The sequence below is a fragment of the Bradyrhizobium sp. SZCCHNRI3052 genome (assembly GCF_032484895.1).
Classification (GTDB): Bacteria; Pseudomonadota; Alphaproteobacteria; order Rhizobiales; family Xanthobacteraceae; genus Bradyrhizobium.
This window is the reverse complement of the sequence record NZ_JAUETW010000003.1, coordinates 112,810-136,410: the sequence shown is the minus strand read 5'-3', so window position 1 is coordinate 136,410 and position 23,601 is coordinate 112,810. Positions and strand designations below refer to the sequence as shown.

Below are 23,601 nucleotides of genomic sequence, written 5' to 3'. Positions count from 1 at the left end.
TGGGTATTTGATGAATCTGATTGCGGGAGGAAGCATGCGGCTGCGAGACCGGCTGTTGTCGTTGTGTGGGGCCATGGTGCTGGGAGCCGACATGACCGGCGCATCGCTGGCGGCGAGCGCCACGGTACGCAGCGGCGACACGATCCAGCTCGGCGACACGGTGTTCCGGCTCGACGGCATCGATGCGCCGGAGGTCGACCAGCTCTGCATCGACGATCACGCCGATTCCTGGAGCTGCGGCGTCGAGGCCCGCGAGCAGCTCGGCAAGCTGATCGGCGGCCGCTCGGTGCGCTGCGACGATCTCGGCCCCGACAAGCCGCTCAAGACGCGCAGGATCGGCCTCTGCATCATCGACGGCGACAGGGTCAGCCTGAACCAACAGGTCGCGCGCGCGGGCTACGCCATGAGCGCGGATCCGGCGATCAAGTATCGCGCCAAGGACGATGTCGCCGCGGCCAAGGAGGCGGTGCGCGGGCTGTGGAAGGGATGTTTCGTCGCCCCAGCCGAGTTCCGCGCCGACAAGAAGGACGGCGCCCTGCTCGGCGCGGCCTGCCGCGCCGACCGCGACCGCGAGATCCGTGCGGTGCTCTTCCCGGACGCGCCGAGCGCGCCGCCGGGCTGCAGCATCAAGGGGAAGTTCGCGGTGCGCGCCCGCGTCACCGGCAACATCGGCATCTACCATCTGCAGGGCTGCCCGAGCTATCCGGCGACCACCGAGCCCGACCGCTGGTTCTGCTCGGAGGACGATGCACGCGCCGCCGGCTTCCGGCGTGCATTCAACTGCCGCGCGCCGAAGAAGTGAGATCGGACGGTCGACGAGCCGGCACGACAAAGCAATCGAGAGCTGTCGCGCGGCCCATCGCGAGCGAAGCGATCCAGGGGCTCGGCAAAGACCCGGTGATATCCGCAGCGATGCTCAGTGCTGCATCTGCAGCAGCTGATCCATCGGCATCATGTTGTGGTTGAGGTTCGCCATGATCCACAGCGAGCCGCCGACGACGAGAAACACGATCAGCAGCCCGAAGGCCAGCGCCAGCACGTTGTTGGTGTTGTCGGGCCCGGTGGTGATGTGCAGGAAGAACACCAGGTGCACCCCCATCTGGGCGATCGCCAGGACGATGATCGCGACCGGGATCGACGGCTGCCAGACGAGGTCGGTGCCGGCGATGAAGAACGATGTCGCCGTCAGCAGGATCGCGAGACCGAGGCCGGCGACATAGAACAGGACGCGGGAACGCAGGCTGCCATGCTGCTGCTCGCCGGGTGCGAGATCGAATTCCGCGGGGGCTTGATCGGTCATGTCGCACTCCCGAGCAGATAGACCACGGAGAACACCGCGACCCAGATGATGTCGAGCGCGTGCCAGAACAGCGCGAAGCACAGGATGCGACGCTCGATGTCGGCGCGGAAGCCCTTGGCGACCACCTGCGCCATCATGGTCAGCAGCCACAGGATGCCAGCCGCGACGTGCAGGCCATGGCAGCCGACCAGAGTGAAGAACGCCGACAGGAAGGCGCTGCGGCTCGGCCCGTCGCCGCGGCCGACGAGGTCGACGAACTCTCGGACCTCGAGCAGCAGGAAGCCGGCGCCGAGCAGGCCGGTGACGGCCATCGCGACCTGGAACCAGAGCTGGTTGTGGCGCTCGGCGGCAATGCTCGCCATGCCGCAGGTGAAGCTCGACAGCAGCAGCAAAGCGGTCTCGACCGCGACGTTGCGGACGTCGAACAGTTCGGTGCCGCCCGGACCGCCGGCGGTCGCACCCGACAGCACCGCGAAGCTCGCGAAGAAGCACGAGAACATCACGATGTCGGAGAGCAGGAATATCCAGAAGCCGAATCCGGTCACGATCCGTTTCGGCGCCGGCCCGGGATGCTCGGCGGCACGCAGTTGATGCGGATCGGCATAGGCAGGCGCCTGAGCGACGGTGGTCACCGACATCGGCCCACTCCCTTTGCGACGACTTCAGTGGGCATGCGCCGTTCCGCCTTCCGGCCGCGACTGGTTCTCGCTGAGCTGCGGTCCCGGCGCCGGAGGGATCTTCTGGCTGGCGATGTTGCCGAACAACTCGGGATCCGCGAGCCGGTAGGTCTTCGGACGGGTCTCGACGGACTGCGCCGCGAGCTCCTTGTAGCCCGCCTCGTCGAGCAGCTGGCCGCTCCTGGCAGCATTCGTCACCCAGTTGGCGAAGTCGGGCTGCGAGACGACGTTGGTGTCGAACATCATGTCGGGAAAACCGTCGCCGCTGAAATGCGAGGCCAAGCCCTTGTAGGTCCCGACATGATCTCCGCGCAGGTTCAGCCGCGTGACCATGCCGTTCATGGTGTAGATCATGCCGCCGAGCTGCGGGATGAAGAAGGCCGTCATGACGCTGCCGGATGTCAGCTCGAAGCGCAGTGGCGCGCCGATCGGGACGGTCAGGCTGTTGACGGTGGCGATGCGCTGGTCGGGATAGATGAACAGCCACTTCCAGTCGAGCGACACCGCCTGGATGCGGATCGGAAGCCCAGTGCCGTCGACGGGCTTGCCCGGGTCGAGCTGGTGCGAGCCGATCCAGGCGACGCCGCCGAGCAGGATGACGGTGAGCGCGGGGATCGACCACACCACGAGCTCGACCGCGCCCGAATAGGCGAACTCCGGCCGGTAGCGCGCCCTGGTGTTGGAGCTCCGGAACCAGAACGCGAAAGCGAGCACCGCGATCGATGTCGGCACGATGATCGCCAGCATGATGATGACGGAATCGATCAGGATCGTCTGCTCGGCGGCGGCGATCGGCCCTTGCGGATCGAAGATGTTCATACGCTCATCCGGCATTCATCCGCGCTCCCAACCCACACCGGGTCGAGAGGTTCCTGCGCCGCAAAGATCCGCTCAGCGGCTCACGCGCCAAATCGTGCTGTTGCCGTCTTCGGAGATGAGCAGGCTGCCGTCGCGCGCCACGGTGACGCCGACCGGCCGGCCCCAGACCTCGCGATCGTTGACGACGAATCCGGTGACGAAATCCTCGTATTCGCCGGTGGGCACGCCGTCCTTGAGCCTGACCCGGATCACCTTGTAGCCGGTGCGCTTGGACCGGTTCCACGAGCCGTGCTCGGCAGCGAAGGCATCGCCGCGATACTCCGGCGGAAACAGATTGCCGTCGTAGAATGTCAGACCGAGCGAGGCCGAATGCGGCTGCAGCAGCACGTCGGGCACGGTGATCCTGCCCTTCAGGTCGGGGCGCTCGCCGGCATGGCGCGGGTCGGGGTTGTCGCCGATGTAGTACCAGGGCCAGCCATAGAAGCCGCCCTCCTTCACCCGCGTGACATAATCCGGCACCAGATCGTCGCCGAGCCCGTCGCGTTCGTTGGTCGAGCACCACGGCGTTCCGGTCGCGGGCTGGATGGCGAGGCCGACGCAGTTGCGGATGCCGGTGGCGAACAGGCTGCGGTTCTTGCCGTCGGGATCGAACGCCAGCACGCTGGCACGGTCGGCCTCCCCGCCCCAGGCCGCGCCGAGCGGGTGCGCCTTGATCCAGGCACTGACTCCGCCGGTTGGCTCTCCCAGCGCTTCGCCGACATTGCCGGTGGAGCCGACCGACACCAGCATGCGCTTGTCGTCCCTGGTGAAGACGATATCGCGCGTCGAATGGCCGTAGCCGGCCGGCAGATCGGGCACGACGACCTGCAGCGGCCCCTGCGCCTTCATGTCGCCGGCACGATAGGGAAAGCGCATGACGCGCTCGGTGCTCGCGACATAGATCCATTGCGGATCGCTGCTCGGGTAGAAGGCGATGCCGAAGGGATGGCCGAGACGGTCGGCGAAGATCTCGCTCGACGCGACCTTGCTGCCGTCCTCGCTCGGACGCAGCACGCGGACGCGCCCTGCCCGGGTCTCGGCAACGAAGATGTCGCCATTCGGCGCGGTGCGGAGGATGCGCGGCCCGCTCAGCCCCTCGGCAAACAGCGCGATCTTGAAACCGTCGATGACCTTCGGCACGGCGGAGGCCGGTCGGTGCATCACGCGGGAGACGTTGGCTGCGGACGCCGTCGCCCCCGGTTTGGGCAGGTCTTCGGGACGGATCAGCCTGATTGTGCCAGGTGCATCACCCTGCCAACTGCCGAACGCGTCCTTGCCTTTCAGCACAACAGGTTCGGCTGCGGCGGCGGTCGCCGCCAGCGCGCTCAAGGTCGCCACGACAGCCGTGCTGATCAGTCTCGTCATGCGGTCCTCGCGCGTCTCGAACGGCCGGCAGTCTACCCCGGTCGAGGACCGGCGATCACGTGTCGCGGCGACGGGACGCGATCACGACAGCGCCCCGAGCACGCCGCGCGTCGCCTGGTCGATCTCCTCGACATAGCGGCGGCGCGCGAAGGACTCGGTCAGGAAGCCGATCACCTTGCGGCTGTTCTCCGATTCCAGCACCGCCAGCTCTTCGGCGCCGGAATCGTCGAAGATCTTCATCGCCGTCTTGACGTTCATTTCGGGCAACAGCGCGACGTCGAAATATTTGGCGAGCTCGACCACCTGGATCTCGTCGGCGATGGAGTCCAATTCGCCCGAGAACAGATCGGGCAAGGAGACCAGCCCGCAATAATCGTCGCTGTTGTTCACCACCACCACGGCCTGGCGCGTGCCCAGCGCGAACTCGCGCCGGCAGGCCGCGATGCTGGTCGTGGTCGGCACCTTGGCGACGTCGGAGCGCATCAGCCGCTCGACCGTGAGGTTGCGCAGCCAGCCGACGTCATTGGCGCTGCGGATGGTCTCGCCGCGCAGATGCAGGCGCCAGGTCGAGAACGAGTGGCCGAACAGGACGCGGACGCACACCGACGTCACGATGCAAGCGCCCAGCACGACGGCCGTGACGTCGACGCTGCGGGTCATCTCCAGCACCAGGAACGACATCGTCAGCGGCCCGCCGACGATGGCGACACCGAGCGTCGCCATGCCCGTGAGCATCGCCACCAGCGGGTCGATCGCGAGCCCGAGGCCGGCCAGCGCGAGCAGTCCCGCAAACAGCTTGCCGAGCAGGCTGCCGACGAACAGCGAGGCGAAGAACAGACCGCCGCGGAAGCCCGAGGCCAGCGAGATCAGGCAGGCGGCGAGCTTGAGCACGATGATGGTGGCGATCATGCCGACCGCCATCTCGCGATGCAGGTCGAGCAGCATTGCGCCGTGGCCTGCCGCCAGCACCTGCGGCGTCACGATCGCCATGGCGCCGACACAGACCCCGCCGATCACCGGGCGCAGCCACACCGGAATGCGGACGAACAGCCGCTCGACCGCCGGCGAGGCACGCATCACCACGATGCCGATGCCGGCGACGAGGAGCGCCAGCACGAACAGCGCGATGTATTGCTCGAAGCCGACCGCGCCGACCTTGGCGACCTCCAGCGAATACGGCGCGCCGGCGAGATATTGCGAGGTCAGCGCACCCGCCAGCGAGGCCGCCAGGATCGGCGCCGCGCTGCCGACGGAGTAGACGCCGACGATCAGCTCATAGGCATAGAACGCCCCCGTGATCGGCGCGCCGAAAGCGGCCGCAATGGCGGCGGCCGCACCGCAGCCGAGGATGAGGCGCATATCGTTGCGGCGGAGCGTGAGATACTGCCCAAGCAGCGAGGCGACGCCGGCACCGATCTGGGTGTAGCCGGCCTCGAGCCCGACCGACGCGCCGGAGCCGTTGGAGACCAGGGTCTGGCCGCTCACCACGATGCTGTCGCGCATCGACAGCCGTCCGCCGCGCAGCGCATTGGCCTCGACAGGGTCGACCGCGGCCGCAATCTTCCAGCGCCGCCGCAGCCATTCCATGATGCCGAGCGCAAGGCCGCCGCAGGCGGGCGCGATCAGGGCGACGGCCGGGTTGACCGAGGTATGAGCGCTGAGCCGGACATCGATCGGAATGCCGTAGATGACCACATGCGCGACCTGCGCGATCAGGCTCATCACCGTCACGATCGCACCCGTCGCAACGCCGATCACCAGCGCCAGCGGTATCAGGTAGAACTCGTTGCTGCGCAGCAGGGCCCGCAGCCGCGTGACCACCCGGTTCGAAGCCTTGCGATCGATGATATGCGACAGCGTCGACAGCACGGAGAGCCATTTCTTCTACGATGAGGCCTCGCCGTGGCAATAACCTGTCGCAACTAGCGGAACAAGCGCGAATTCCTGTCCGATCGAAACGTGGTTGACTGGTCCGGAAAGTGGAACCGCCGCGGCTCGCGCGATCCTGCGCCTCAACTGCGCGGCACCGCCGAGGTCACAAGCGGCCCAGGTGCAAAACGACGGCGCCCATCACGGGAGACTCCGCAACGGGCGCGCGCAACTCAAATCGAGGAGATGTCCCGTTCAGACCCGCTCGATGATGATCGCGGGTGCCATGCCACCGGCCGCGCACATCGTGACCAGGCCGCGCTTGAGATCGCGCCGCTCGAGCTCGTCGAGCAGCGTCCCGATCAGGATGGAACCGGTGGCGCCGATCGGATGTCCCAGCGCGATCGAGCCGCCGTTCACATTGACCTTGGCGCGGTCGAGCTCGAGGTCGCGGATATACTTCTCGGCGACGACGGCGAACGCCTCGTTGATCTCGAACAGGTCGATGTCATCAAGCTTGAGCCCGGCCTTGGCCAGCACCTTGCGCGTCGCCGGCACCGGGGCGTTCAGCATCAGGGTCGGGTCGTCGCCCATATTGGCCATCGCCACGACGCGTGCCCGCGGCTTCAGGCCATGGGCCTTGGCATAGGACGGCGACGCCAGCAGGATCGCCGCCGCACCGTCGACCACGCCCGAGGAGTTGCCGGCGTGATGCACGAATTCGATCTCGAGGCCGGGATAGCGCTGCAGGATCAGGTTGCGATACGTCGTGCCCTTCTCGTCCAGCGCGTAGTCGGCGATCGCCGGAAACGCCGGCTTCAGCCCGGCCAGCGCCTCGGCCGTGGTCTGCGGCCGGGGGTATTCCTCGTGGTCGAGCGCGAGGCTGCCGTCCTCGCGATGCACCGGCACCAGGCTCTTCTTGAAATGGCCGGCAGCGATCGCAGCCGCCGCGCGCTTCTGGCTCTCCAGCCCGAGCGCGTCGACGTCGGCGCGGGTGATGCCTTCCATGGTGGCGATGGCGTCGGCGCAGACGCCCTGGTGCGACTGCGGATGCAGCGCGCGCAGATGCAGGTTGCCGGCATCCATCATCAGCGGCCCCTCGCCGCGCCGACCGTCCATCGACATCATCTCGCAGCCGCCGGCGATGACGAGGTCCTCCTGCCCGGCCATGATCGAGGCCGCGGCGATGTTGACGCTGGTGATGCCGGAACCGCAGAAGCGATCGAGTGTGACGCCGGAGGCACGGATGTCGTAGCCGGCATCGAGCGCCGACATGCGGCCGAGGTCTCCGCTCTGCGGCCCGCGCTGCGACGAGCAGCCCCAGATGATGTCATCGACATCGCCGGTATTGATGCCGGTGCGGTCGGCCAGCGCACGCAGCACGGTGGCGCCGAGATGCTGCGGGTGCAGCCCGGCGAGCGCGCCCTTGCCGGCCTTGCCAATACCGCGCGGCGTTCTGCAGGCATCGATGATGAGCGCGTCGACCATGGTGTTTCCTTTGCCCGATGTTGTTGTGCGCTGACCGCGCGCGGCGTCTCGGCGGCCGCACGCCTCTCTTTGCTGTCGCATAGCATTGCGCATGCGGTCGTCACAACGGCGCTTGAAGCTGCCGGCGCATGACCAGAACGCACGCCATGGCTTTGACACAACTCACCTTTCCGTCGCACGAACAATTCCGCGGATCGGCGCGCTCGGGCTGCCTTCTCGCAGACTGGTTGAAGAGCAGCCCATCTCGCCCAGGCGCGCTGCAACGCAGCTCGAACGGAGGGTCTCAGCAACGTTGGCAGTTGGACTGCAGAGCATTGTCCAACCAAGCGAACTGACCGTTCACCCAATGCTTCTTGTCATGCTGCAGAGGCTGCAAGATCCTCGATCAGGAACAACTGGGATCACAGCGATCCGCCGGCTCCGGAGCCGGAGCCCCCATGATCACGACGCCACGTTGAGAGGTCGCCCGACCTCTCCATCGTGGTGTGACGATAGCAAACACGAACGATGCCGGAGCCTGGCGGGCAGCGCCTGCCTGTGACCGCGGCCATCCCGAGGAGGACGCTCTGATGTTGAGACGAGACCTGCTGGCCACCATGGCCGGACTGGGAGCGGCGAGCGTGCTCGGAGGCCCTGCCCTCTCCGCCGACGAGGCCAAGATCCCCAGCATCGCCGGCCCGGATCCGGCACCGAAGACCCCGAGCTTCAGGGCGCCACCGGGCAGCGTCGATACCCACACCCACATCTTCGGGCCGGCCGCGACCTATCCATTCTCGCCCACCCGCCCCTACACGCCGCCGGACGCATCGCTGGAGATGTTCCGGGCGCTGCACGCCAAGATCGGCGTCGAGCGCGCCGTCATCGTCAACGCCACCGTCCACGGCACCGACAATCGGGTCGTGACCGATGCGATCGCGCAGAGCAACGGCAACTACAAGGGCGTCGCCAACATCAACGCGGCGATGTCCGATGCCGACCTCGCGGCGCTCGGCAAGGCCGGCATTTGCGCCTGCCGGTTCGCCTTCCTCCGCCGCCTCGGCGGCGTCGGCGACATGAACGTCTTCCGCACCCTGGTGGACCGCGTCGCGGCGATCGGCTGGCACGTCGACGTTTATCTCGAGGCCGGGACGATCCAGGAATTCGTGCCGATCCTGAAGGCGCTGCCGGTCACCTATGTGATCGACCACATGGGCACGATCAGCGCTGCCAAGGGGATCGACGATGCCGGGTTCAAGGCGCTGCTCGACCTGCAGGCGAGCGACGACAAGTGCTGGATCAAGATCACCGGTCCCGAGCGCGCTTCGGCCTCCGGCCCCCCGTTCCACGACGCGGTCCCGTTCGCCCGCAAGCTGATCGACAACGCGCCGGATCGCGTCATCTGGGGCACCGACTGGCCGCATCCGAACGTCAAGATCATGCCCAATGACGGCGATCTGGTCGATCTGATCCCACTCTACGCCCCGGATCCGGCCATGCAGCGAAAGCTGCTTGTCAGCAATCCCGAACGGCTGTTCAAGTTCGAGCCCAAGAGCTGAGTCACCGCCAGCTGCGAATTCGCCCGTTCAGCGACAGGACCGATCATGACCGCCACGACCCTCACCGCCGACAGCAAGGCAGGCGCCCGCCGCGGCTGGTGGAAGGAGCTTTGGGTCCAGGTCATGATCGCGATGGCAGCGGGCATCCTGCTCGGCGCCGTCAAGCCGGATCTGGGCGCCCAGATGCAGCCGCTCGGCGATGCCTTCATCAAGGCGATCCGGATGCTGATCGCGCCGATCATCTTCTGCACCGTGGTCAACGGCATCGCCCACATGGCCGACATGGCCAAGGTCGGCCGCGTCGCGATCAAGGCGCTGATCTATTTCGAGGCGATCACGACGCTGGCGCTGATCATCGGCTTGACCGCGGTGAACCTGTTTCAGCCCGGCGTCGGCATGAACGTCGACCCGGCGACGATCAACTCCGCGACGATCGAGCCCTATGTCAAGCAGACCGCTGCGGTCGGCTTCGTGCCGTTCCTGCTCAACATCATTCCGCAGACCTTCGTTGGCGCCTTTGCCGAGGGCAATATCCTGCAGGTGCTGTTCATCTCGGTCATGTGCGGCTTTGCACTGATCTGGCTCGGCGACCGCGCCAAGCCGGTGACGGACGTGATCGATGTCGCCGGCCGGATGATCTTCGGTGTCGTTCGGATCGTGATGTGGGCAGCGCCGCTGGGCGCATTCGGCGCCATCGCCTTCACCGTCGGCAAGTTCGGCCTGGGCTCGCTGGCGAAGCTCGGCCTGCTGCTCGGCAGCTTCTATCTCACCTGCCTGATCTTCATCGCCGCCGTGCTCGGTCCGATTGCCGCCTTCACCGGCTTCAGCCTGTGGAAGCTGATCCGCTACATCAGGGACGAGGTGCTGGTCTGCATCGCCACCACGTCATCGGAGACCGTGCTGCCGCGCATGCTGGCGAAACTCGAAGCCGCTGGCTGCGAACGCAGCATCGTCGGTCTCGTCATCCCCACCGGCTATTCGTTCAATCTCGACGGCACCTGCCTCTACCTCGCGACCGCCGCGGTGTTTCTGGCGCAGGCGACCAACACGCATCTCGACATCAGCCACCAGATCGGGCTGCTGCTGATCCTGCTGGTGACGTCGAAGGGCGCGGCCGGCATCGCGGGCGCCGCCTTCGTCGTGCTGGCCGCCACGCTCGCCGCGACCGGTACGATTCCGGTCGCCAGCGTCGCGCTGGTGCTCGGCATCCATCGCCTGATGTCGCAGGGGCTGACGCCGACCAACCTGATAGGCAATGCAGTCGCCACCATCGTCATCGCGAAGTGGGAGAACGGCTTGGACGCGACATGCCTGCGCGAGGTGCTCGATGGCCGCAAGACGGCATCTGATACAAATTGACATCATCCCAGCAGTCCTGAAACGACCTCTGCCGCATTGATGCCGATCAAACGGCGCATGACCTAAAATTAATAGTTATCTCCTTCGTCTCGCTGCTGCGCTCAGCTAATGAAGCGCGGCGGACGACAGGTTGATATCCCGGCGTCGTCCAGCGAGAACGATCAGAAACGTTCACGGAGCAGACGCCTGCGGACAACGGTCCCGCATGATACCGCGTGCGAGACGATCAATCGGAGACGATCATGAACAAGCAGCTTCTGCTCAAACTTCACCGTTGGATCAGCCTCGTCTTTGCGCTGCCATTGCTTGCCATCATCGTGACCGGGCTGATCCTCTCCTTCGAGCCGATGGCGCAGGTCGCCGCCGTCAAGCCGCAAAGCGTCGATCCGGCGCGCGTGGTCGCGCTGATCAAGCAATACGATCCCGACGGCAAGGCACGCGGTCTGTCGATCGACGCCTCCACGCAGCATCTGACCTTGCAGGGGGCGCCGGGCGCCGAGGTCGACATGACAACCGGTGCCGCCGTCGAAAAGCTGGCGATGCCCAGCGTCTTCTCGTGGGCGCGCAGGACCCACGAGCATCTGATCGGAATCCCCGGCCTCACCCTGATCTCGACCATCGCCATGATCAGCATCATGATCATCGGCATTCTGATGGGACTGCCGCGGCTGCGCAACACGCTGTCCGGCTGGCACAAGGGCACGGCCTGGTTCACGCTGCCGCTGATTTTGCTCAGCCCGCTCACTGGACTCTGCCTCGAGCTCGGCCTGACCTTCGCAGGCGGGACTCCTCCTGCCGCAGCCAAGCGCGTCTCGCTGCCTGACGCCGTCAGCATCGTCGCCAAGGACCACGACCTGTCGTCGGTGAACTCGATCGGCAATCGCGGCGGACGGATGATGGCGCGCATCATCGAGGGCGATGAGCTCAGGGCCTATGCCGTCACGTCCGACGGGCTCTCCGCGTTGCCGCGCAACTGGCCGCGCCTGCTGCATGAAGGCAACTGGTCTCTGATCGGCAGCGCGGCCAACGTTCTGATCTCGGTCGCGCTGTTCGCGCTGCTGGTCACTGGCCTGCTGATCTGGACGCAACGCCGGCTGCGGCGCCCGAGCCGCGTGCGCGACGTGCCGGCGAAGCCGGTGGTCGCATCCTCGATGCCATCCTGACCAGCGCTACGTTGCAGACGCCGGCTCGCACCGCGGGCCGGCTTCCAGCGCGATCTGCACGCGCTGCTTCGCTCGGGCCTGCCCTGGACAATGTGGGCGCGACGGCGCTTTTTCGATCATTGTGAGAAACGACGTAGCTGCCCGCCACCGCGGGAAGGGCAGCGGCGCGTTCTCGGCGTTCGTCTCGGAGCTGTCATGCCCGCGTCCCGATGCAGACGAGCGCCGGCGCCACGCAGCGGTGCGCGAGACGTGAAGCTGTGAGCAAGCTCGCTTTGTCATCAACGTGACTTGACTAGGCCGGAACCGCCACGCATCGTCGGCGACAGAAAACGAAACGGTTTAGTTTTATGTCCGATGATGTCAAAATGTTTCATGCCTGTTTGGGGCTGGTCCCGAGATGCAGCGCGCTGCCCTTGCGGCTCGGCCTCCTCGGCTGCAGCATGCTGCTCGCGTCCTGCGCCGTCGGTCCGGACTTCATGTCTCCCGACGCGCCGGCCGCAACCGGTTATGTGGCCGAACGTCGGCTCGCCGCGACCGCCAGCGCCTCGACACCGGGCGGCAATGTGCAGAGCTTCGCGCCCGGAGGCGATCTGCCCGGCACTTGGTGGGCGCTGTTTCATTCCCGGCAGATCAACGCCTTCGTCGAGGAGGCGATTCGCAACCACCCGGACATCGAAGCCGCACAATTGGCGCTGCGTGCTGCGCGCGAGAACGCGCTATCGCAGCAGGGCGCGCTGTTTCCGCAGCTGAGCGCGAGCGGCTCGGCCGAGCGTACGCAGGCCTCCAGCACGCAGCAAGGACAATGGCCTGGTCAGACCTCGCTGTACACGCTCTATGGCACGTCGGTGAGCGTCAGCTACGCGCTCGACCTATGGGGCGGCACGCGTCGCCAGGTGGAGGCGCTGCAGGCGCAGGCCGACTACCAGGCCTTCAAGATGGAAGCGACGTATCTGTCGCTGACCGCCAATGTCGTCACCGCCGCGATCAGCGACGCCTCGTTGCGCGATCAGATTGCCGCGACGGAGGAGATCATCAAGGCGGAGACCGACCAGCTTGGCCGGATCCAACACCAGTTTGACGTCGGCGCCATCTCCAAATCCGACGTGCTGGCGCAGGAAGCGACGCTGGCGCAGGCCAAGGCGACCTTGGCGCCGCTGCAGAAGCAACTCGCACAGCAGCGCAATCAACTGATGGCCTATCTCGGCCGGCTGCCGAGCCAGGATCGCGGCGAGCATGTGACCCTCGCGGAGCTGCGGCTGCCGCGCAAGCTGCCGATGTCACTGCCCTCCTCGCTCGTCCGGCAGCGTCCCGACATCCGGCAGGCCGAGGCCACGCTGCACCAGGCCACAGCGACGGTCGGCGTCGGCGTCGCCAATCTGCTGCCGCAGGTGACGCTGTCGGGCAGCTACGGCGCAAGCGGACCGGGCCGGCTGTTCTCGCCGACGACCATCGTGTGGGATGCGGCCTCGAGCGTCAGCCAGAAGCTGCTCGACGGCGGCACGCTGTATCACACCAAGGAGGCGGACGTCGCCACCTTCGAGCAGGATCTGTCGCTCTACAAGAGCACCGTCATCACGGCGTTCCAGAATGTCGCGGATTCGCTGCGCGCCATCCAGTACGACGCCGAGGCGCTGAAGGCCCAGGCCGCCGCCGAGAAGGCCACCGCCGACAGTCTCGCCATGGCGGTCGAGCAGTTCAGGAGCGGCGCGGTGCCCTACGCCAACGTCATCAACGCGCAGCAATCCTATCTCAACGCACGCGTCTCCCGCATCAAGTCGCAGGCCACGCGCTTCACCGACACCGCGGCGCTGTTCCAGGCGCTCGGCGGCGGCTGGTGGAATCGCCAGGACGAGACCCCGGCGGCGCTGCCGCGTGCCAATCCCGGTTATTTCGCCGGTCCCAATCGTACGACCCAGGAAGCAATGTAATGAAGAAACGCATGACGATCATGCTGGCCGCCATGGCGGTGCTGTTCGGCGGCCTGTACGGCTTTCAGACCTTCAAGGGCATCATGATCGCCAAGGCGATCGGCGCCATGGCCAACCCGCCGCAGACGATCTCGACGGTCGTTGCGGCGACCGCAGCATGGCGCTCCAACATCACCGCGGTCGGCTCGCTGCGCGCCGTCAACGGCGCCGATCTGGCGCTGCAGGCTGCAGGCATCGTGCAGGGCATCCAGTTCAATTCGGGCGACACCGTCGAAGCCGGCCAGCAATTGCTGCAGCTGGTCGCGACCGATGACGTCGCCAAGCTGCAGTCGCTGCAGGCGACTGCCGAGAACTATGCCATCGTCGTCAAGCGCGACGAGGAGCAGATCAAGTTCAACGCGGTCAGCCAGGCCACGCTCGACAGCGATCGCGCCAACCTCAAGAACGCGCAGGCCCTCGTCACGCAGCAGAAGGCGATCGTCGAGCAGAAGACGCTGAAGGCGCCGTTCGCCGGTCGGCTCGGCATCCGCGCCGTCGATCTCGGGCAGTATCTCGGCGCCGGCACCACCATCGTCACCCTGCAGAGCCTCGATCCGATCTTCGTCGATTTCTACCTGCCGCAGCAGTCGCTCGCCGACATCCGGATCGGCCAGGACGTCGGAATCGCCGTCGACGCCTATCCCGGCGAACGCTTCACCGGTCAGATCTCGGCGATCAACGCCAAGGTCGATTCGACGAGCCGCAACGTCCAGATTCGTGCCACGCTGCACAACGATGCGACGCGGTTGCTGCCGGGCATGTTCGCCAAGGTCGAGATCGCGACCGGCAAGCCCGAACAGCTCGTCACGCTGCCGCTGACAGCGATCGTCAGCAATCCCTATGGCGATCTTGTCTACGTGGTCGACGATCTGAAGGACGGCGAGGGCAAGGCGCGGCAGACGTTCGTGAAGAGCAAGCCGGCCAAGGGCGACCGGATCGCGATCACCGACGGCATCAAGCCGGGCGAGACGGTGGTGATCGCGGGACAGATTAAGCTGCGCAACGGCAGCCCGGTGAAAATCGACAATTCGCACGTGCCGGTCGCGGAAGCCGCGCCGGATGTCGTCGACCAATAATCCGGCCAGCCCGCACCCATCAGAGTCATCACTATGCGTTTCACAGACATCTTCATCCGCCGACCGGTGCTGGCGCTCGTGGTCAGCGCCCTCATTCTCGTGCTCGGCCTGCGTTCGATGACGACGCTCGCCATCCTGCAATATCCGCGCACGCAGAACGCCATCGTCACGGTGAGCACGGCCTATGCCGGCGCCGATAGCGACATCATCGCCGGCTTCATCACCACGCCGCTGGAAAATGCGATCGCCCAGGCCAACGGCATCGACTACATGACGTCGACCAGCGTCACCGGCAGCAGCACCATCACCGTGAACCTGCGGCTCAACTACGATTCCGGCAAGGCGATGACCGAGATCAACGCCAAGGTGAACTCGGTGCTGAACCAGCTTCCGACCGGCACGCAGCAGCCGACCCTGACCTTGAAGGTCGGGCAGACCATCGACTCGATGTATATCGGCTTCGCCAGCGACGTGCTGGCGCCGAACCAGATCACCGACTACCTCACCCGCGTGGTACAGCCGAAGCTGCAGGCGGTCTCCGGGGTGCAGACCGCCGAACTGCTCGGCGCCAAGAAATTCGCGCTGCGCGCCTGGCTCGACCCCGACAAGCTTGCGGCCTATGGCCTGACGGCAACCGACGTGTCGACGGCACTGTCGGGCAACGACTACATCTCCGGGCTCGGTACCACCAAGGGCCGCCTCGTGCAGGTCGATCTCGCCGCCGCGACCAACCTGCATTCGCTGGAGCAATACCGCAATCTCGTCGTCAAGCAGGTCAATGGCGCCATCATCCGCCTGCGCGATGTCGCCAATGTCACGCTCGGCAATGACGACTACGACAGCGCGACGCGCTTCAACGGCAAGACCGCGGTCTACATCGGCATCCAGGTGGCGCCAACGGCGAACCTGCTCGACGTCATCAACGGCGTGAAGGTCGTTTATCCGGAGCTGCAGCGACAGCTGCCGAACGGCATCACCAGCGAGATCCTGTACGACTCCACCGATTTCGTGAACTCGTCCATCGACGAGGTGATCCATACGCTGGTGGAGGCGATCGGGATCGTAATTGTCGTCGTCTTCATGTTCCTGGGATCGTGGCGCTCGGTGCTGATCCCGGTGATCGCCATTCCGCTGTCGCTGATCGGCACCTTCGGCCTGATGCTGCTGATGGGCTTCTCCATCAACCTGCTGACCTTGCTGGCGCTGGTGCTCGCGATCGGCCTGGTCGTCGACGACGCCATCATCGTCGTCGAGAGCGTGCACCGCCTGATCGACGAGGGTGTGCCGCCGGTCGAGGCTGCCATCCAGTCGGCGCGCGCGCTGGCGAGCCCGATCATCGCGATGACCGTGGTGCTGATCGCGGTCTACGTGCCCGTCGGATTCCAGGGCGGCCTCACCGGCGCCCTGTTCACCGAATTCGCCTTCACGCTCGCCGGCGCCGTCACCGTCTCGGCGGTGATCGCGCTGACGCTTTCGCCGATGAACTGCGCCTGGCTGCTGCGCCGGACCGAGCGCGACGCCACCACGGTCGAGGCGCGGCTGGTGCGTGCGATCGACCACGTGCTCGAACGGCTCGCACAGGGCTATCGCCGCGGGCTCGAAAGCGTGTTCGCGACCAAGCCGGTGGTCGTGGTGTTCGCGCTGCTGCTGCTGGCGATGATCCCCTGGCTCTATGTCAGCTCCACCAGCGAGCTCGCGCCGGACGAGGACCAGGGCATCGTGCTGTCGCTGACGAATTCGGCGCCCTCGGCCACGCTCGAGCAGCGCCAGTTCTACGGCCAGCAGCTGTACGGCCTGATTGCCCAGCGGCCGGAGACGCGCACCGTGTTCCAGATCGACACCTCGACGCAGGTGATCGGCGGCTGGGTGCTCAAGCCCTGGGATCAGCGCAATGCGACGACCAAGACCCTGCAGCCGGAATTCCAGCAGCTCCTGAACGGCATCGCCGGCGCCCGCTCGGTGGCGTTCCAGCCCTCGCCGCTGCCGGGCAGCAACGGCCTGCCGGTCCAGTTCGTGATCGGCACCACCGGCGCGTTCGGCGAGCTCAACGACGTGTCGCGCGATTTCATGGCCAAGGCGCTGGCGAGCGGCCGATTCATCTTCCTCGACAGCGATCTGAAGATCGACAAGCCGCAGACCACCGTGGTGTTCGATCGCGACAAGGCCGCCGATCTCGGCCTCAAGATGAGCGATCTCGGCGGCGCGCTCGCGACCATGCTGGGCGGCAATTATCTCGACTATTTCAGCCTGGAGGGCCGCTCCTACAAGGTGATCCCCCAGGTCCGGCAGAACGACCGCCTTACCGACAGTCAGTTGCTCGACTATTCGATCCGCACCAGCGGCAATGCCATGGTGCCGCTGTCGACCGTGGCCCGGCTCGAGCACAAGACAATCCCTGAGTCGCTCAATCACTTCCAGCAGATCAACGCGGCGACCATCTCCGGCGTGGCGATGCCGGGTATCGCGATGGGCGACGCGCTCGCCACCTTGAAGGAGATCGCGAAGTCGCTGCCATCGGGTTACTCGATCGACTATGGCGGCGCGTCGCGACAGCTCGAGCAGGAATCCGGCGGCTTCGTCACCACCTTCGTGTTCGCGCTGATCATCATCTTCCTGGCGCTCGCCGCCTTGTTCAACAGCTTCGTCGATCCGATCATCATCCTGGTGTCGGTGCCGATGTCGCTGGCGGGCGCGCTGATCTTCATCAGCCTCGGCATCGGCGGCGCCAGCATCAACATCTACACCCAGGTCGGCTTGGTCACCCTGATGGGCCTCGTCAGCAAGCACGGCATCCTGATGGTCGAGGTCGCGAACGAGCTGCGCGAACAGGGCAAGGACCGCACCGAGGCGATCATCGAAGCGGCGACCGTCCGGCTGCGGCCGATCCTGATGACCACGGCGGCGATGGTGCTCGGCGTGATCCCGCTGATCACCGCGAGCGGCGCCGGCGCGGTGTCCCGCTTCAACATGGGGCTCGTGATCGCGACCGGACTCGCGATCGGCACCCTGTTCACGCTGTTCGTGGTCCCCGTCGCCTATGCGCTGATTGCGCATCGCGGCACGGCGCACGAGGCTGCGGGTCGCGTGACCGAGGCAATCCCATAAATCGCGTGAAATCAACGCGTTATTTGCAGATTCGGAAACCTTCATCGGTCACGGTTGACAAACGAAACCTATAAACGATATATCGTTCGTACGAAACGGAGATCATATCGTATGAGACATCATCATTGGACGTTTGGCCCCTCCCGCAGAGACGACGACAACCAGGAGCGCGGCTGGGGACATCGCGGACGTCATGGACGGCGTGGCTTCGACGAAGCCTGCGAGGAGATGCGCATGGGCGGGCGCGGCGGCGGGTTCGGCCCGCGGGCGGCCGGCCTGTTCGAGCGTGGCCGCCGCGGCGGTCGCGAGGAGTTCGGGCGTGGCGGCGGCGGCCGCTTCTTCGGTCCCGGCGATCTGCGCAGCCTGCTGCTGTGGCTGATCGGTGAGAAGCCGCGCCATGGCTATGAGCTGATCAAGGCGGTCGAACAGTTGGTCGGCGGGGCGTACTCGCCGAGCCCGGGCTCGGTCTATCCGATCCTCAATCTGCTCGAGGACATGGGCCAGATCGAAGCGGCATCGGCCGAGGGCGGCAAGAAGCTGTTCGCGATCACCGACGCCGGCCGTCAGGCGCTGAAAGAGGATGAAGCCGCCATCGATGGCCTGCTGAGCCGGCTGCGCATCATGGCCCGCACCATGGGCGGCATGCGCCCGCCGGAGCCGGTGCTGCAGAGCGTGCAGACGCTAAAGATGGCGCTCAAGATGCACCGGCAGGGCTGGAGCGACGCGGAAGCGAAGCGTGTCAGCGACATCCTCACCCGCGCCATCGCCGATATCCAGGGCGACGAGGGCACCGCGAGCTGACATCAACATCAGCCAGGAGCGGAGCCGTGGCAACCGGAATTGATATCCGTGCTCGCGCCGCCCAGACGCTGCGCTCCCTCTCAACCGTTCTTCACGGCGAGAGGGTCGGGTAAGGGCAGCCGCACGGAAGTCGGTCCGAAGCGGGCCACTGACAGCCGCATCCCTCGATAGCATCCGCGGTACGGGTCCGGCGTTCGCCGGGACCCATACCGCGTGATCGTCGTTGGCAGACGACTCTCAGTCGTCGCCTTCCGATAAAGACTCTCGCAGGGGCCCTACACCGGCTCCAGCACAATCAGCCCGGTCGCCGTATTCGAGATCGGGATGTGATAGTTGGCGTGCTCCTTGCGGACCTTCTCCGGCAGGGTGCCGCGCGCGACCATCCAGTTCAGCAATTCGACGCCCTGGGTGCCCGACAGCTCGACCAGCTCGGTGGTCGAATACTTCGTCGCCCAGGCGGGATCGTCGACCATGCTGGCCATGAACTTCTCGTCGAAATCCTTGTTGATGAAGCCGGCACGCTCGCCGTCGAGCTGATGCGACAGGCCGCCGGTCCCCATCACGACGACGCGCTCGTCCTTCGGCCAGGATTGAACCGCCCGCGCCAGCGCCTGGCCGAGCTTGTAGCAGCGCGCGGCCGACGGCAGCGGCGCCTGCACCGTGTTGACGACCACGGGCACCACCCGCACCGGCCATTTCTGATCGGGCCAGCACAGCGCCATCGGCAGTGTGAAGGCGTGATCGACCACCATCTCCTGGCAGGTGGTGAGGTCGAAATCCTCCTTCACCAGATGCTCGATCAAATGCCAGGACAATTCGCTGTCACCCTTGAACGGCGCGGTCTGCGGAATGCCCCAGCCCTCGTCGGCATTGCTGTAGCTGTCGGCCGCGCCGACCGCGAAGGTCGGCATCTTGTCGAGGAAGAAGTTGAGGCCATGGTCGTTATAGACGAGCACGACCACATCCGGTTTGACCTTGGCGAGCCACTCGCGGACATGCGGGAAGCCGTCGAAGAACGGTTTCCAATACGGATCCTGCTGCAGGCCCTTGGCGATCGCGCCGCCAATGGCCGGAACGTGCGAGGTGGTGATGCAACCGACGATCTTTGCCATGACGATTACCCCCTCGCCGCCAGAAGCTTGGCCTTGAACTGCTCTTTCGTCAGCCCGGTCTGCTGCGCGCCGATGTCCTGCATGTCGAGCCCGAAGATGCCGGCGAACTTGGCGAGGTAGTAGGCGTTGCCGCCGGCCTCGATCAGCTCCAGCACGTTGCGGTTCCTGATCGCCGCGCGCTGCTGTGCATTGAGGCCGTATTTGGCGCAATAGCCGTCCTCGTCGGCGACGAACGCCTTGCGGTTGGCGGCATCGTTGAACGAGTAGCACATCTTGTTGAGGGCGTAGCCTTTGCGGGCCTGCTCGCCGTCGAAGATGGTGGTGCCGGGCACGGGCTGCCGGGCTGACGTGGTGGACATCTGAGCCTCCCCTGGGCGTGTTTCGGACGGCCGCGCTTGATCTGGATCAAACGCGGCGCCGTTCGTGCCCGCCAGTATCGCCGACAGACACCGTCAATAAAGGCCGCGCGACCGATCCGATCCATGAGCCAATTCGATCATTTGGACCTCGACGGCCACCTGCTGCAGCTCCTGCTCGCCGTCATCGAGGAAGGCTCGGTCACCCGCGCGGCGCAGCGGCTCGGAGTCACGCAGTCGGCCGTCAGCCATCTGCTCGACAAGCTGCGCGCGATCACCGGAGATCCGCTGTTCGTGAAGTCCGGCCGCGGCATCGTGCCGACCGCGCATGCGCAGCTCCTGGCGCTGCGCGCCCGCGCGCTGCTCGACGATCTCCGGAGCTTCTCGCACACCGCTGCGTTCGAGCCGGCGAAAATCTCCGCGCAGGTGACGATCGCGGCCAATGATCTGCAGCGCGACCTGCTGCTGCCGTCCCTGCTCCGTTACGCCCACGCGCAGGCGCCGGGCCTCAGCCTGCGCGTGATCCCTTCCGGCGCACCGACGCCGGAGATGCTGCGCGAAGAGCACTGTCAGCTCATCATCACGCCGCGCCCACCCGAGGGCAGCGACATCCTGCAGAAGCGACTGTTCGAGGACAGCTATCGCGTGTTCTACGATGCGAGCCAGCGCGAGCCGCCGCAGAGCCTGGAGGACTATCTCGCCAGCGACCACGTCACGGTACTGTACGAGCCGCGGCGCCGCCTCGACATCGACGAGGTCCTCGCCGAGCGCGGCCTCGTCAGGCGGTTCGCGGCGCAGGTGCCGGGCTTCGGCGGCATCGGCCCGTTCCTGCGCGGTAGCCGCATGATCGCGACCCTGCCGAGCCTGCTGCGCGCCTACATGCTGCGCGGCCTGGCGGTGGCGCCGGTGCCCGTCCCCTGTCCGGCGATGCCGATGTACATGGTCTGGCACCTGCGACACCACGAAGATCCGATGCACCGCTGGCTGCGCCAGCAGCTCGAGATCGTGGTCGCGCCGAGCTTGGCCGCGGCCGCCGAGCACATGCCGGTGATGGCCTGACTCATCCCGAGGGGTGAGCGGCCCTCACGCCGGCGCGTGGCACACCGCCTCGATGTTGTTGCCGTCGGCGTCGCGCACGAACGCGCCGTAATAGTTCTCGTGATAATGCGGCCGCAGTCCAGGCGCGCCGTTGTCCATTCCGCCTGCGGCGATCGCCGCTTGATAGAACGCATCGACCGTGGCGCGATCCTTGGCGTGGAACGCGACATGCGTCGAGGTCGCGGCCGTCCCGCCGGTGCCGATCCAGAAATCCGGACGGCCGTCGCCGAAGCCGGCATGATCACCATGGCCGCCGGTCTGCGCGTCGGTGATCTCCATCATCAGGACATAGCCGAGCGGCGCCAGGGCGGCCGCATAGAACGCCTTGGCGCGGGCGAAGTCGGAGACAGGGAAGCCGACGTGGTCGAGCATGGTGATCCTCTCGATGATGACGGCCGAATGCTAGCTCCGCGGGCAGGACGGCGCAACGAGGCACGCGGCACGATCACACCGCGAGGATCCACCGCGCCGTCCGTTGCCCACTCGCCAGCGCCGCCTCGACCGTTCCCATGTCGCGGCCGCGATACAACGCCTCGCCGGAGATCAGCACTCGTCCGCCATCCCGGCGCGAAAGCGTATCCTGCGCCTCGCGCGACGTCAGCGTCGCGTAGGAATAGGCGCCGCGCGCGAACGGATCCTTCGCCCAATCCGTGACATGCGACGCGACGAGCTGCTGCTCCAGCAAGCCCGCCGGCTGTGCGAAGATGTCCGCGAGCGCCGAAAGCCCTTTTTCGATCAGCGCGTCCTCGTCGCACGCGGCGAAGGCAGCGGCCGGCGGCCCGGCGAGCCAGCCAGTCATCACCGCGTCATCGTTCGGATGCTGCGTCCACCACACCGGCACGTCGGCGTCGGACAGCACGAACAGCATGTCGGAAAGGTCCTCGGTCCGGGCCTCTCGCCACCAGCGACGCTCGAAGCGCAGCAGCAGCTTGATGACATTGCCGAAGCCGATGGTTTCGGCTGCGGCCAATTGCGGGCGCATGGCCGGCGGCAGCGCGATGGTTCGCAGCAGCGGCAGCGGCACGGTCAGGATAACGAGATCGCCGCGCTGCGCACGGCCGTCAGCCAAGCGCACGACGACACCATCATCGGAGCTCTCCACCGCGCGGACCACCGCCTCGAGCAGCATCGCCACGCCATGCGCCCGGCACTCCGCCAGGAGATGATCGAGCAGCGCCGCGTAGCCGCCGACGATGCGCGCCTGAGCGCCGCGGTCGCCGCCCATCCATTCGTCGCGCAGCGCGAACACGCTGGCACGACCGGGATCGGCCGCGTCATAGCCCTGCACCATCCCCAAGACCGACTTGCGCAGGGCGGCAAGCTCCGCGCCGGCGAAATGCCGATCGAGCAGCGCCGTCACGGTCATATCCTCGTCGAGCTGACGCGCCACGCGGTGCAACTGGCGCATCTGCCGATCAGCGGGATCCTCGCGCGAGAACGCGCCATCCGTCACGTACCAGCGCGCGCCATCGACCGGCGTCGAGGTGAGCCCCGCCTCGACCATCAGCGCGTGGGTGACGGGCGCCTCGCCATGGATGAATTCCGCACCGGCATCCGCGCGATATCCGAACCTGCTCGCGGGCAGCGGATGGATGCGCCCGCCGCAGCGATCGCGCGCCTCCAGCAGCGTCACCTGCTGGCCTGCGCGGGCCAGTTCGCGCGCCGCCATCAGGCCCGCGGCACCGGCCCCGACGATGATGATGTGCATTCGCCGCTCAGCCATGACTTGCCTGGGCCGGCAAGGCCGAGCCGTTGGTGATCTTGTAGCGCAGCCACAGCGCGCCGCCCTCCAGCGCCGTGCTGCTTTCGAGCGTCATTGCCGTGATCGGGGCACGCTCCCCGGACTCGGCTTCCGTCGAATCGAACACGCTGGGCGCCCCCTTGGCGCCATCCACCGCCGGACACAGAACGAGGTTGAACTCGTCGACCAGGCCCGCGCGAAGGAACGCGCCGTTGGCGCCGCCACCGCCTTCGAGCAGCAGGCGTTTCACGCCGAGCTCCTGCGCGACGATCTCGAGCACGCGTGAGAGATCGAGCTTCGCCTGGCCGGCGAAGATGTACGACACGCCCTCGCCGCGCAGTCCCGAAAGATGCGCATCCGACACGGCCTCGGTCAGCACGACGACGATCGGATCGCCGCCGATGTCGGAGCGACCCCAGCAGATCTTGCCATGGGGATCGAGCACGATGCCGTAGGCCTTGGCATCGCGGCGCGCGATCCAATGGGTGCGCGGGAATCGCTCCGTCGTCTCGGCCGGATAGGCCGAGCCCTTGGCGAATTCCTGGCCGGTGACGCGGCCGATCAGCCAGGCGTCGCCGCCGAGCTTGTCATGCACCTGCTCGAACAGATCGCCCGATCCCTTCGGACGCCAGCGGCTCGGCAGGGTCCGGCCGTCGACGCTCGACGCCATCAGGCAGATGACTTCCGGTTTCATGCATCCTCCTTGTCGCCGCTGAACGGGGGTCACCGAA

The 23,601-nt window shown here is 66.4% G+C and carries 20 protein-coding genes; 9 read left to right on the top strand and 11 right to left on the bottom strand.

Annotated elements, in window-relative coordinates:
- Window positions 1-34: 34 nt before the first annotated feature.
- The gene (locus tag QW887_RS11090; RefSeq protein ID WP_410051842.1) at window positions 35-802 is read left to right on the top strand and encodes a thermonuclease family protein; all 768 of its coding nucleotides are present in this window, start codon (window positions 35-37) and stop codon (window positions 800-802) included.
- A 114-nt stretch (window positions 803-916) separates the two neighbouring features.
- Here the strand turns inward: QW887_RS11090 and cyoD are convergent, their stop codons facing one another.
- The 6 genes from cyoD to QW887_RS11060 form a co-directional block, all read right to left on the bottom strand.
- Window positions 917-1,300, bottom strand: coding sequence for a cytochrome o ubiquinol oxidase subunit IV (cyoD, locus tag QW887_RS11085; RefSeq protein WP_315715673.1), 384 nt, complete (start codon window positions 1,298-1,300; stop codon window positions 917-919).
- Window positions 1,297-1,938, bottom strand: coding sequence for a cytochrome o ubiquinol oxidase subunit III (gene cyoC / locus QW887_RS11080; protein WP_316164320.1), 642 nt, complete (start codon window positions 1,936-1,938; stop codon window positions 1,297-1,299). Before cyoC ends, cyoD begins: the two co-directional genes overlap by 4 nt.
- A 24-nt stretch (window positions 1,939-1,962) precedes the next feature.
- Window positions 1,963-2,796 carry a COX aromatic rich motif-containing protein gene (locus QW887_RS11075; RefSeq protein ID WP_316164825.1) on the bottom strand — a complete coding sequence of 278 codons (834 nt, stop codon included), beginning with the start codon at window positions 2,794-2,796 and terminating at the stop codon, window positions 1,963-1,965.
- Between the two features lie 72 nt (window positions 2,797-2,868).
- On the bottom strand, window positions 2,869-4,200 hold the full coding sequence (locus QW887_RS11070) for a sorbosone dehydrogenase family protein (protein ID WP_316164319.1): 1,332 nt from the start codon (window positions 4,198-4,200) through the stop codon (window positions 2,869-2,871).
- 81 nt (window positions 4,201-4,281) lie between these two features.
- Window positions 4,282-6,069 carry a chloride channel protein gene (locus QW887_RS11065; protein ID WP_315826439.1) on the bottom strand — a complete coding sequence of 596 codons (1,788 nt, stop codon included), beginning with the start codon at window positions 6,067-6,069 and terminating at the stop codon, window positions 4,282-4,284.
- A 255-nt stretch (window positions 6,070-6,324) separates the two neighbouring features.
- Entirely contained in the window at window positions 6,325-7,557 is a 1,233-nt protein-coding gene (locus tag QW887_RS11060) for an acetyl-CoA C-acetyltransferase (RefSeq protein WP_316164318.1), read from the bottom strand.
- A 569-nt stretch (window positions 7,558-8,126) separates the two neighbouring features.
- Here QW887_RS11060 and QW887_RS11055 point away from each other — a divergent pair.
- The 7 genes from QW887_RS11055 (at window position 8,127) to QW887_RS11025 (ending at window position 18,563) form a co-directional block, all read left to right on the top strand.
- Window positions 8,127-9,092: an amidohydrolase family protein gene (locus tag QW887_RS11055; RefSeq protein ID WP_315751965.1), complete on the top strand. Its 966-nt coding sequence runs from the start codon at window positions 8,127-8,129 to the stop codon at window positions 9,090-9,092.
- A 45-nt stretch (window positions 9,093-9,137) separates the two neighbouring features.
- Window positions 9,138-10,451 carry a C4-dicarboxylate transporter DctA gene (gene dctA, locus QW887_RS11050; protein ID WP_316164317.1) on the top strand — a complete coding sequence of 438 codons (1,314 nt, stop codon included), beginning with the start codon at window positions 9,138-9,140 and terminating at the stop codon, window positions 10,449-10,451.
- A gap of 242 nt (window positions 10,452-10,693) precedes the next feature.
- The gene (locus QW887_RS11045; RefSeq protein WP_316164316.1) at window positions 10,694-11,614 is read left to right on the top strand and encodes a PepSY-associated TM helix domain-containing protein; all 921 of its coding nucleotides are present in this window, start codon (window positions 10,694-10,696) and stop codon (window positions 11,612-11,614) included.
- Window positions 11,615-11,979: 365 nt separating this feature from the next.
- A complete protein-coding gene (locus tag QW887_RS11040) occupies window positions 11,980-13,542 on the top strand; it encodes an efflux transporter outer membrane subunit (RefSeq protein WP_315751968.1) in 1,563 nt (520 codons plus the stop codon).
- Entirely contained in the window at window positions 13,542-14,657 is a 1,116-nt protein-coding gene (locus QW887_RS11035) for an efflux RND transporter periplasmic adaptor subunit (protein WP_316174695.1), read from the top strand. Before QW887_RS11040 ends, QW887_RS11035 begins: the two co-directional genes overlap by 1 nt.
- Window positions 14,658-14,690: 33 nt before the next feature.
- A complete protein-coding gene (locus tag QW887_RS11030) occupies window positions 14,691-17,762 on the top strand; it encodes an efflux RND transporter permease subunit (RefSeq protein ID WP_316174697.1) in 3,072 nt (1,023 codons plus the stop codon).
- 111 nt (window positions 17,763-17,873) lie between these two features.
- On the top strand, window positions 17,874-18,563 hold the full coding sequence (locus tag QW887_RS11025; RefSeq protein ID WP_315715662.1) for a PadR family transcriptional regulator: 690 nt from the start codon (window positions 17,874-17,876) through the stop codon (window positions 18,561-18,563).
- A gap of 275 nt (window positions 18,564-18,838) precedes the next feature.
- Here the strand turns inward: QW887_RS11025 and QW887_RS11020 are convergent, their stop codons facing one another.
- Window positions 18,839-19,675, bottom strand: coding sequence for a class III extradiol dioxygenase family protein (locus QW887_RS11020; RefSeq protein ID WP_316188150.1), 837 nt, complete (start codon window positions 19,673-19,675; stop codon window positions 18,839-18,841).
- Window positions 19,676-19,680: 5 nt separating this feature from the next.
- Window positions 19,681-20,034 carry a protocatechuate 4,5-dioxygenase subunit alpha gene (locus QW887_RS11015; RefSeq protein WP_315751972.1) on the bottom strand — a complete coding sequence of 118 codons (354 nt, stop codon included), beginning with the start codon at window positions 20,032-20,034 and terminating at the stop codon, window positions 19,681-19,683.
- A gap of 123 nt (window positions 20,035-20,157) precedes the next feature.
- On the opposite strand from QW887_RS11015, the gene QW887_RS11010 reads away from it, so the two are divergent.
- On the top strand, window positions 20,158-21,090 hold the full coding sequence (locus tag QW887_RS11010; protein WP_316188149.1) for a LysR family transcriptional regulator: 933 nt from the start codon (window positions 20,158-20,160) through the stop codon (window positions 21,088-21,090).
- Window positions 21,091-21,114: 24 nt separating this feature from the next.
- On the opposite strand, the gene QW887_RS11005 is transcribed toward QW887_RS11010, so the two are convergent.
- The 3 genes from QW887_RS11005 to QW887_RS10995 all read right to left on the bottom strand — a co-directional run bounded on the left by QW887_RS11005 (window position 21,115) and on the right by QW887_RS10995 (window position 23,564).
- Window positions 21,115-21,501, bottom strand: a complete 387-nt coding sequence (locus QW887_RS11005; protein WP_315715658.1) for a VOC family protein — start codon at window positions 21,499-21,501, stop codon at window positions 21,115-21,117.
- A 73-nt stretch (window positions 21,502-21,574) separates the two neighbouring features.
- Window positions 21,575-22,852, bottom strand: coding sequence for an NAD(P)/FAD-dependent oxidoreductase (locus QW887_RS11000; protein ID WP_316194534.1), 1,278 nt, complete (start codon window positions 22,850-22,852; stop codon window positions 21,575-21,577).
- On the bottom strand, window positions 22,845-23,564 hold the full coding sequence (locus QW887_RS10995) for a RibD family protein (protein WP_316194533.1): 720 nt from the start codon (window positions 23,562-23,564) through the stop codon (window positions 22,845-22,847). Before QW887_RS10995 ends, QW887_RS11000 begins: the two co-directional genes overlap by 8 nt.
- Window positions 23,565-23,601: the final 37 nt, after the last annotated feature.

What these genes read in the sequence shown, in the direction of transcription:
- QW887_RS11090 (WP_410051842.1), top strand. Translation starts at nt 35, where the DNA reads ATGCGGCTGCGAGACCGGCTGTTGTCGTTGTGTGGGGCCATGGTGCTG.
- cyoD (WP_315715673.1), bottom strand. Translation starts at nt 1,300, where the DNA reads ATGACCGATCAAGCCCCCGCGGAATTCGATCTCGCACCCGGCGAGCAG.
- cyoC (WP_316164320.1), bottom strand. Translation starts at nt 1,938, where the DNA reads ATGTCGGTGACCACCGTCGCTCAGGCGCCTGCCTATGCCGATCCGCAT.
- QW887_RS11075 (WP_316164825.1), bottom strand. Translation starts at nt 2,796, where the DNA reads ATGAACATCTTCGATCCGCAAGGGCCGATCGCCGCCGCCGAGCAGACG.
- QW887_RS11070 (WP_316164319.1), bottom strand. Translation starts at nt 4,200, where the DNA reads ATGACGAGACTGATCAGCACGGCTGTCGTGGCGACCTTGAGCGCGCTG.
- QW887_RS11060 (WP_316164318.1), bottom strand. Translation starts at nt 7,557, where the DNA reads ATGGTCGACGCGCTCATCATCGATGCCTGCAGAACGCCGCGCGGTATT.
- QW887_RS11055 (WP_315751965.1), top strand. Translation starts at nt 8,127, where the DNA reads ATGTTGAGACGAGACCTGCTGGCCACCATGGCCGGACTGGGAGCGGCG.
- dctA (WP_316164317.1), top strand. Translation starts at nt 9,138, where the DNA reads ATGACCGCCACGACCCTCACCGCCGACAGCAAGGCAGGCGCCCGCCGC.
- QW887_RS11045 (WP_316164316.1), top strand. Translation starts at nt 10,694, where the DNA reads ATGAACAAGCAGCTTCTGCTCAAACTTCACCGTTGGATCAGCCTCGTC.
- QW887_RS11040 (WP_315751968.1), top strand. Translation starts at nt 11,980, where the DNA reads ATGTTTCATGCCTGTTTGGGGCTGGTCCCGAGATGCAGCGCGCTGCCC.
- QW887_RS11035 (WP_316174695.1), top strand. Translation starts at nt 13,542, where the DNA reads ATGAAGAAACGCATGACGATCATGCTGGCCGCCATGGCGGTGCTGTTC.
- QW887_RS11030 (WP_316174697.1), top strand. Translation starts at nt 14,691, where the DNA reads ATGCGTTTCACAGACATCTTCATCCGCCGACCGGTGCTGGCGCTCGTG.
- QW887_RS11025 (WP_315715662.1), top strand. Translation starts at nt 17,874, where the DNA reads ATGAGACATCATCATTGGACGTTTGGCCCCTCCCGCAGAGACGACGAC.
- QW887_RS11020 (WP_316188150.1), bottom strand. Translation starts at nt 19,675, where the DNA reads ATGGCAAAGATCGTCGGTTGCATCACCACCTCGCACGTTCCGGCCATT.
- QW887_RS11015 (WP_315751972.1), bottom strand. Translation starts at nt 20,034, where the DNA reads ATGTCCACCACGTCAGCCCGGCAGCCCGTGCCCGGCACCACCATCTTC.
- QW887_RS11010 (WP_316188149.1), top strand. Translation starts at nt 20,158, where the DNA reads ATGAGCCAATTCGATCATTTGGACCTCGACGGCCACCTGCTGCAGCTC.
- QW887_RS11005 (WP_315715658.1), bottom strand. Translation starts at nt 21,501, where the DNA reads ATGCTCGACCACGTCGGCTTCCCTGTCTCCGACTTCGCCCGCGCCAAG.
- QW887_RS11000 (WP_316194534.1), bottom strand. Translation starts at nt 22,852, where the DNA reads ATGGCTGAGCGGCGAATGCACATCATCATCGTCGGGGCCGGTGCCGCG.
- QW887_RS10995 (WP_316194533.1), bottom strand. Translation starts at nt 23,564, where the DNA reads ATGAAACCGGAAGTCATCTGCCTGATGGCGTCGAGCGTCGACGGCCGG.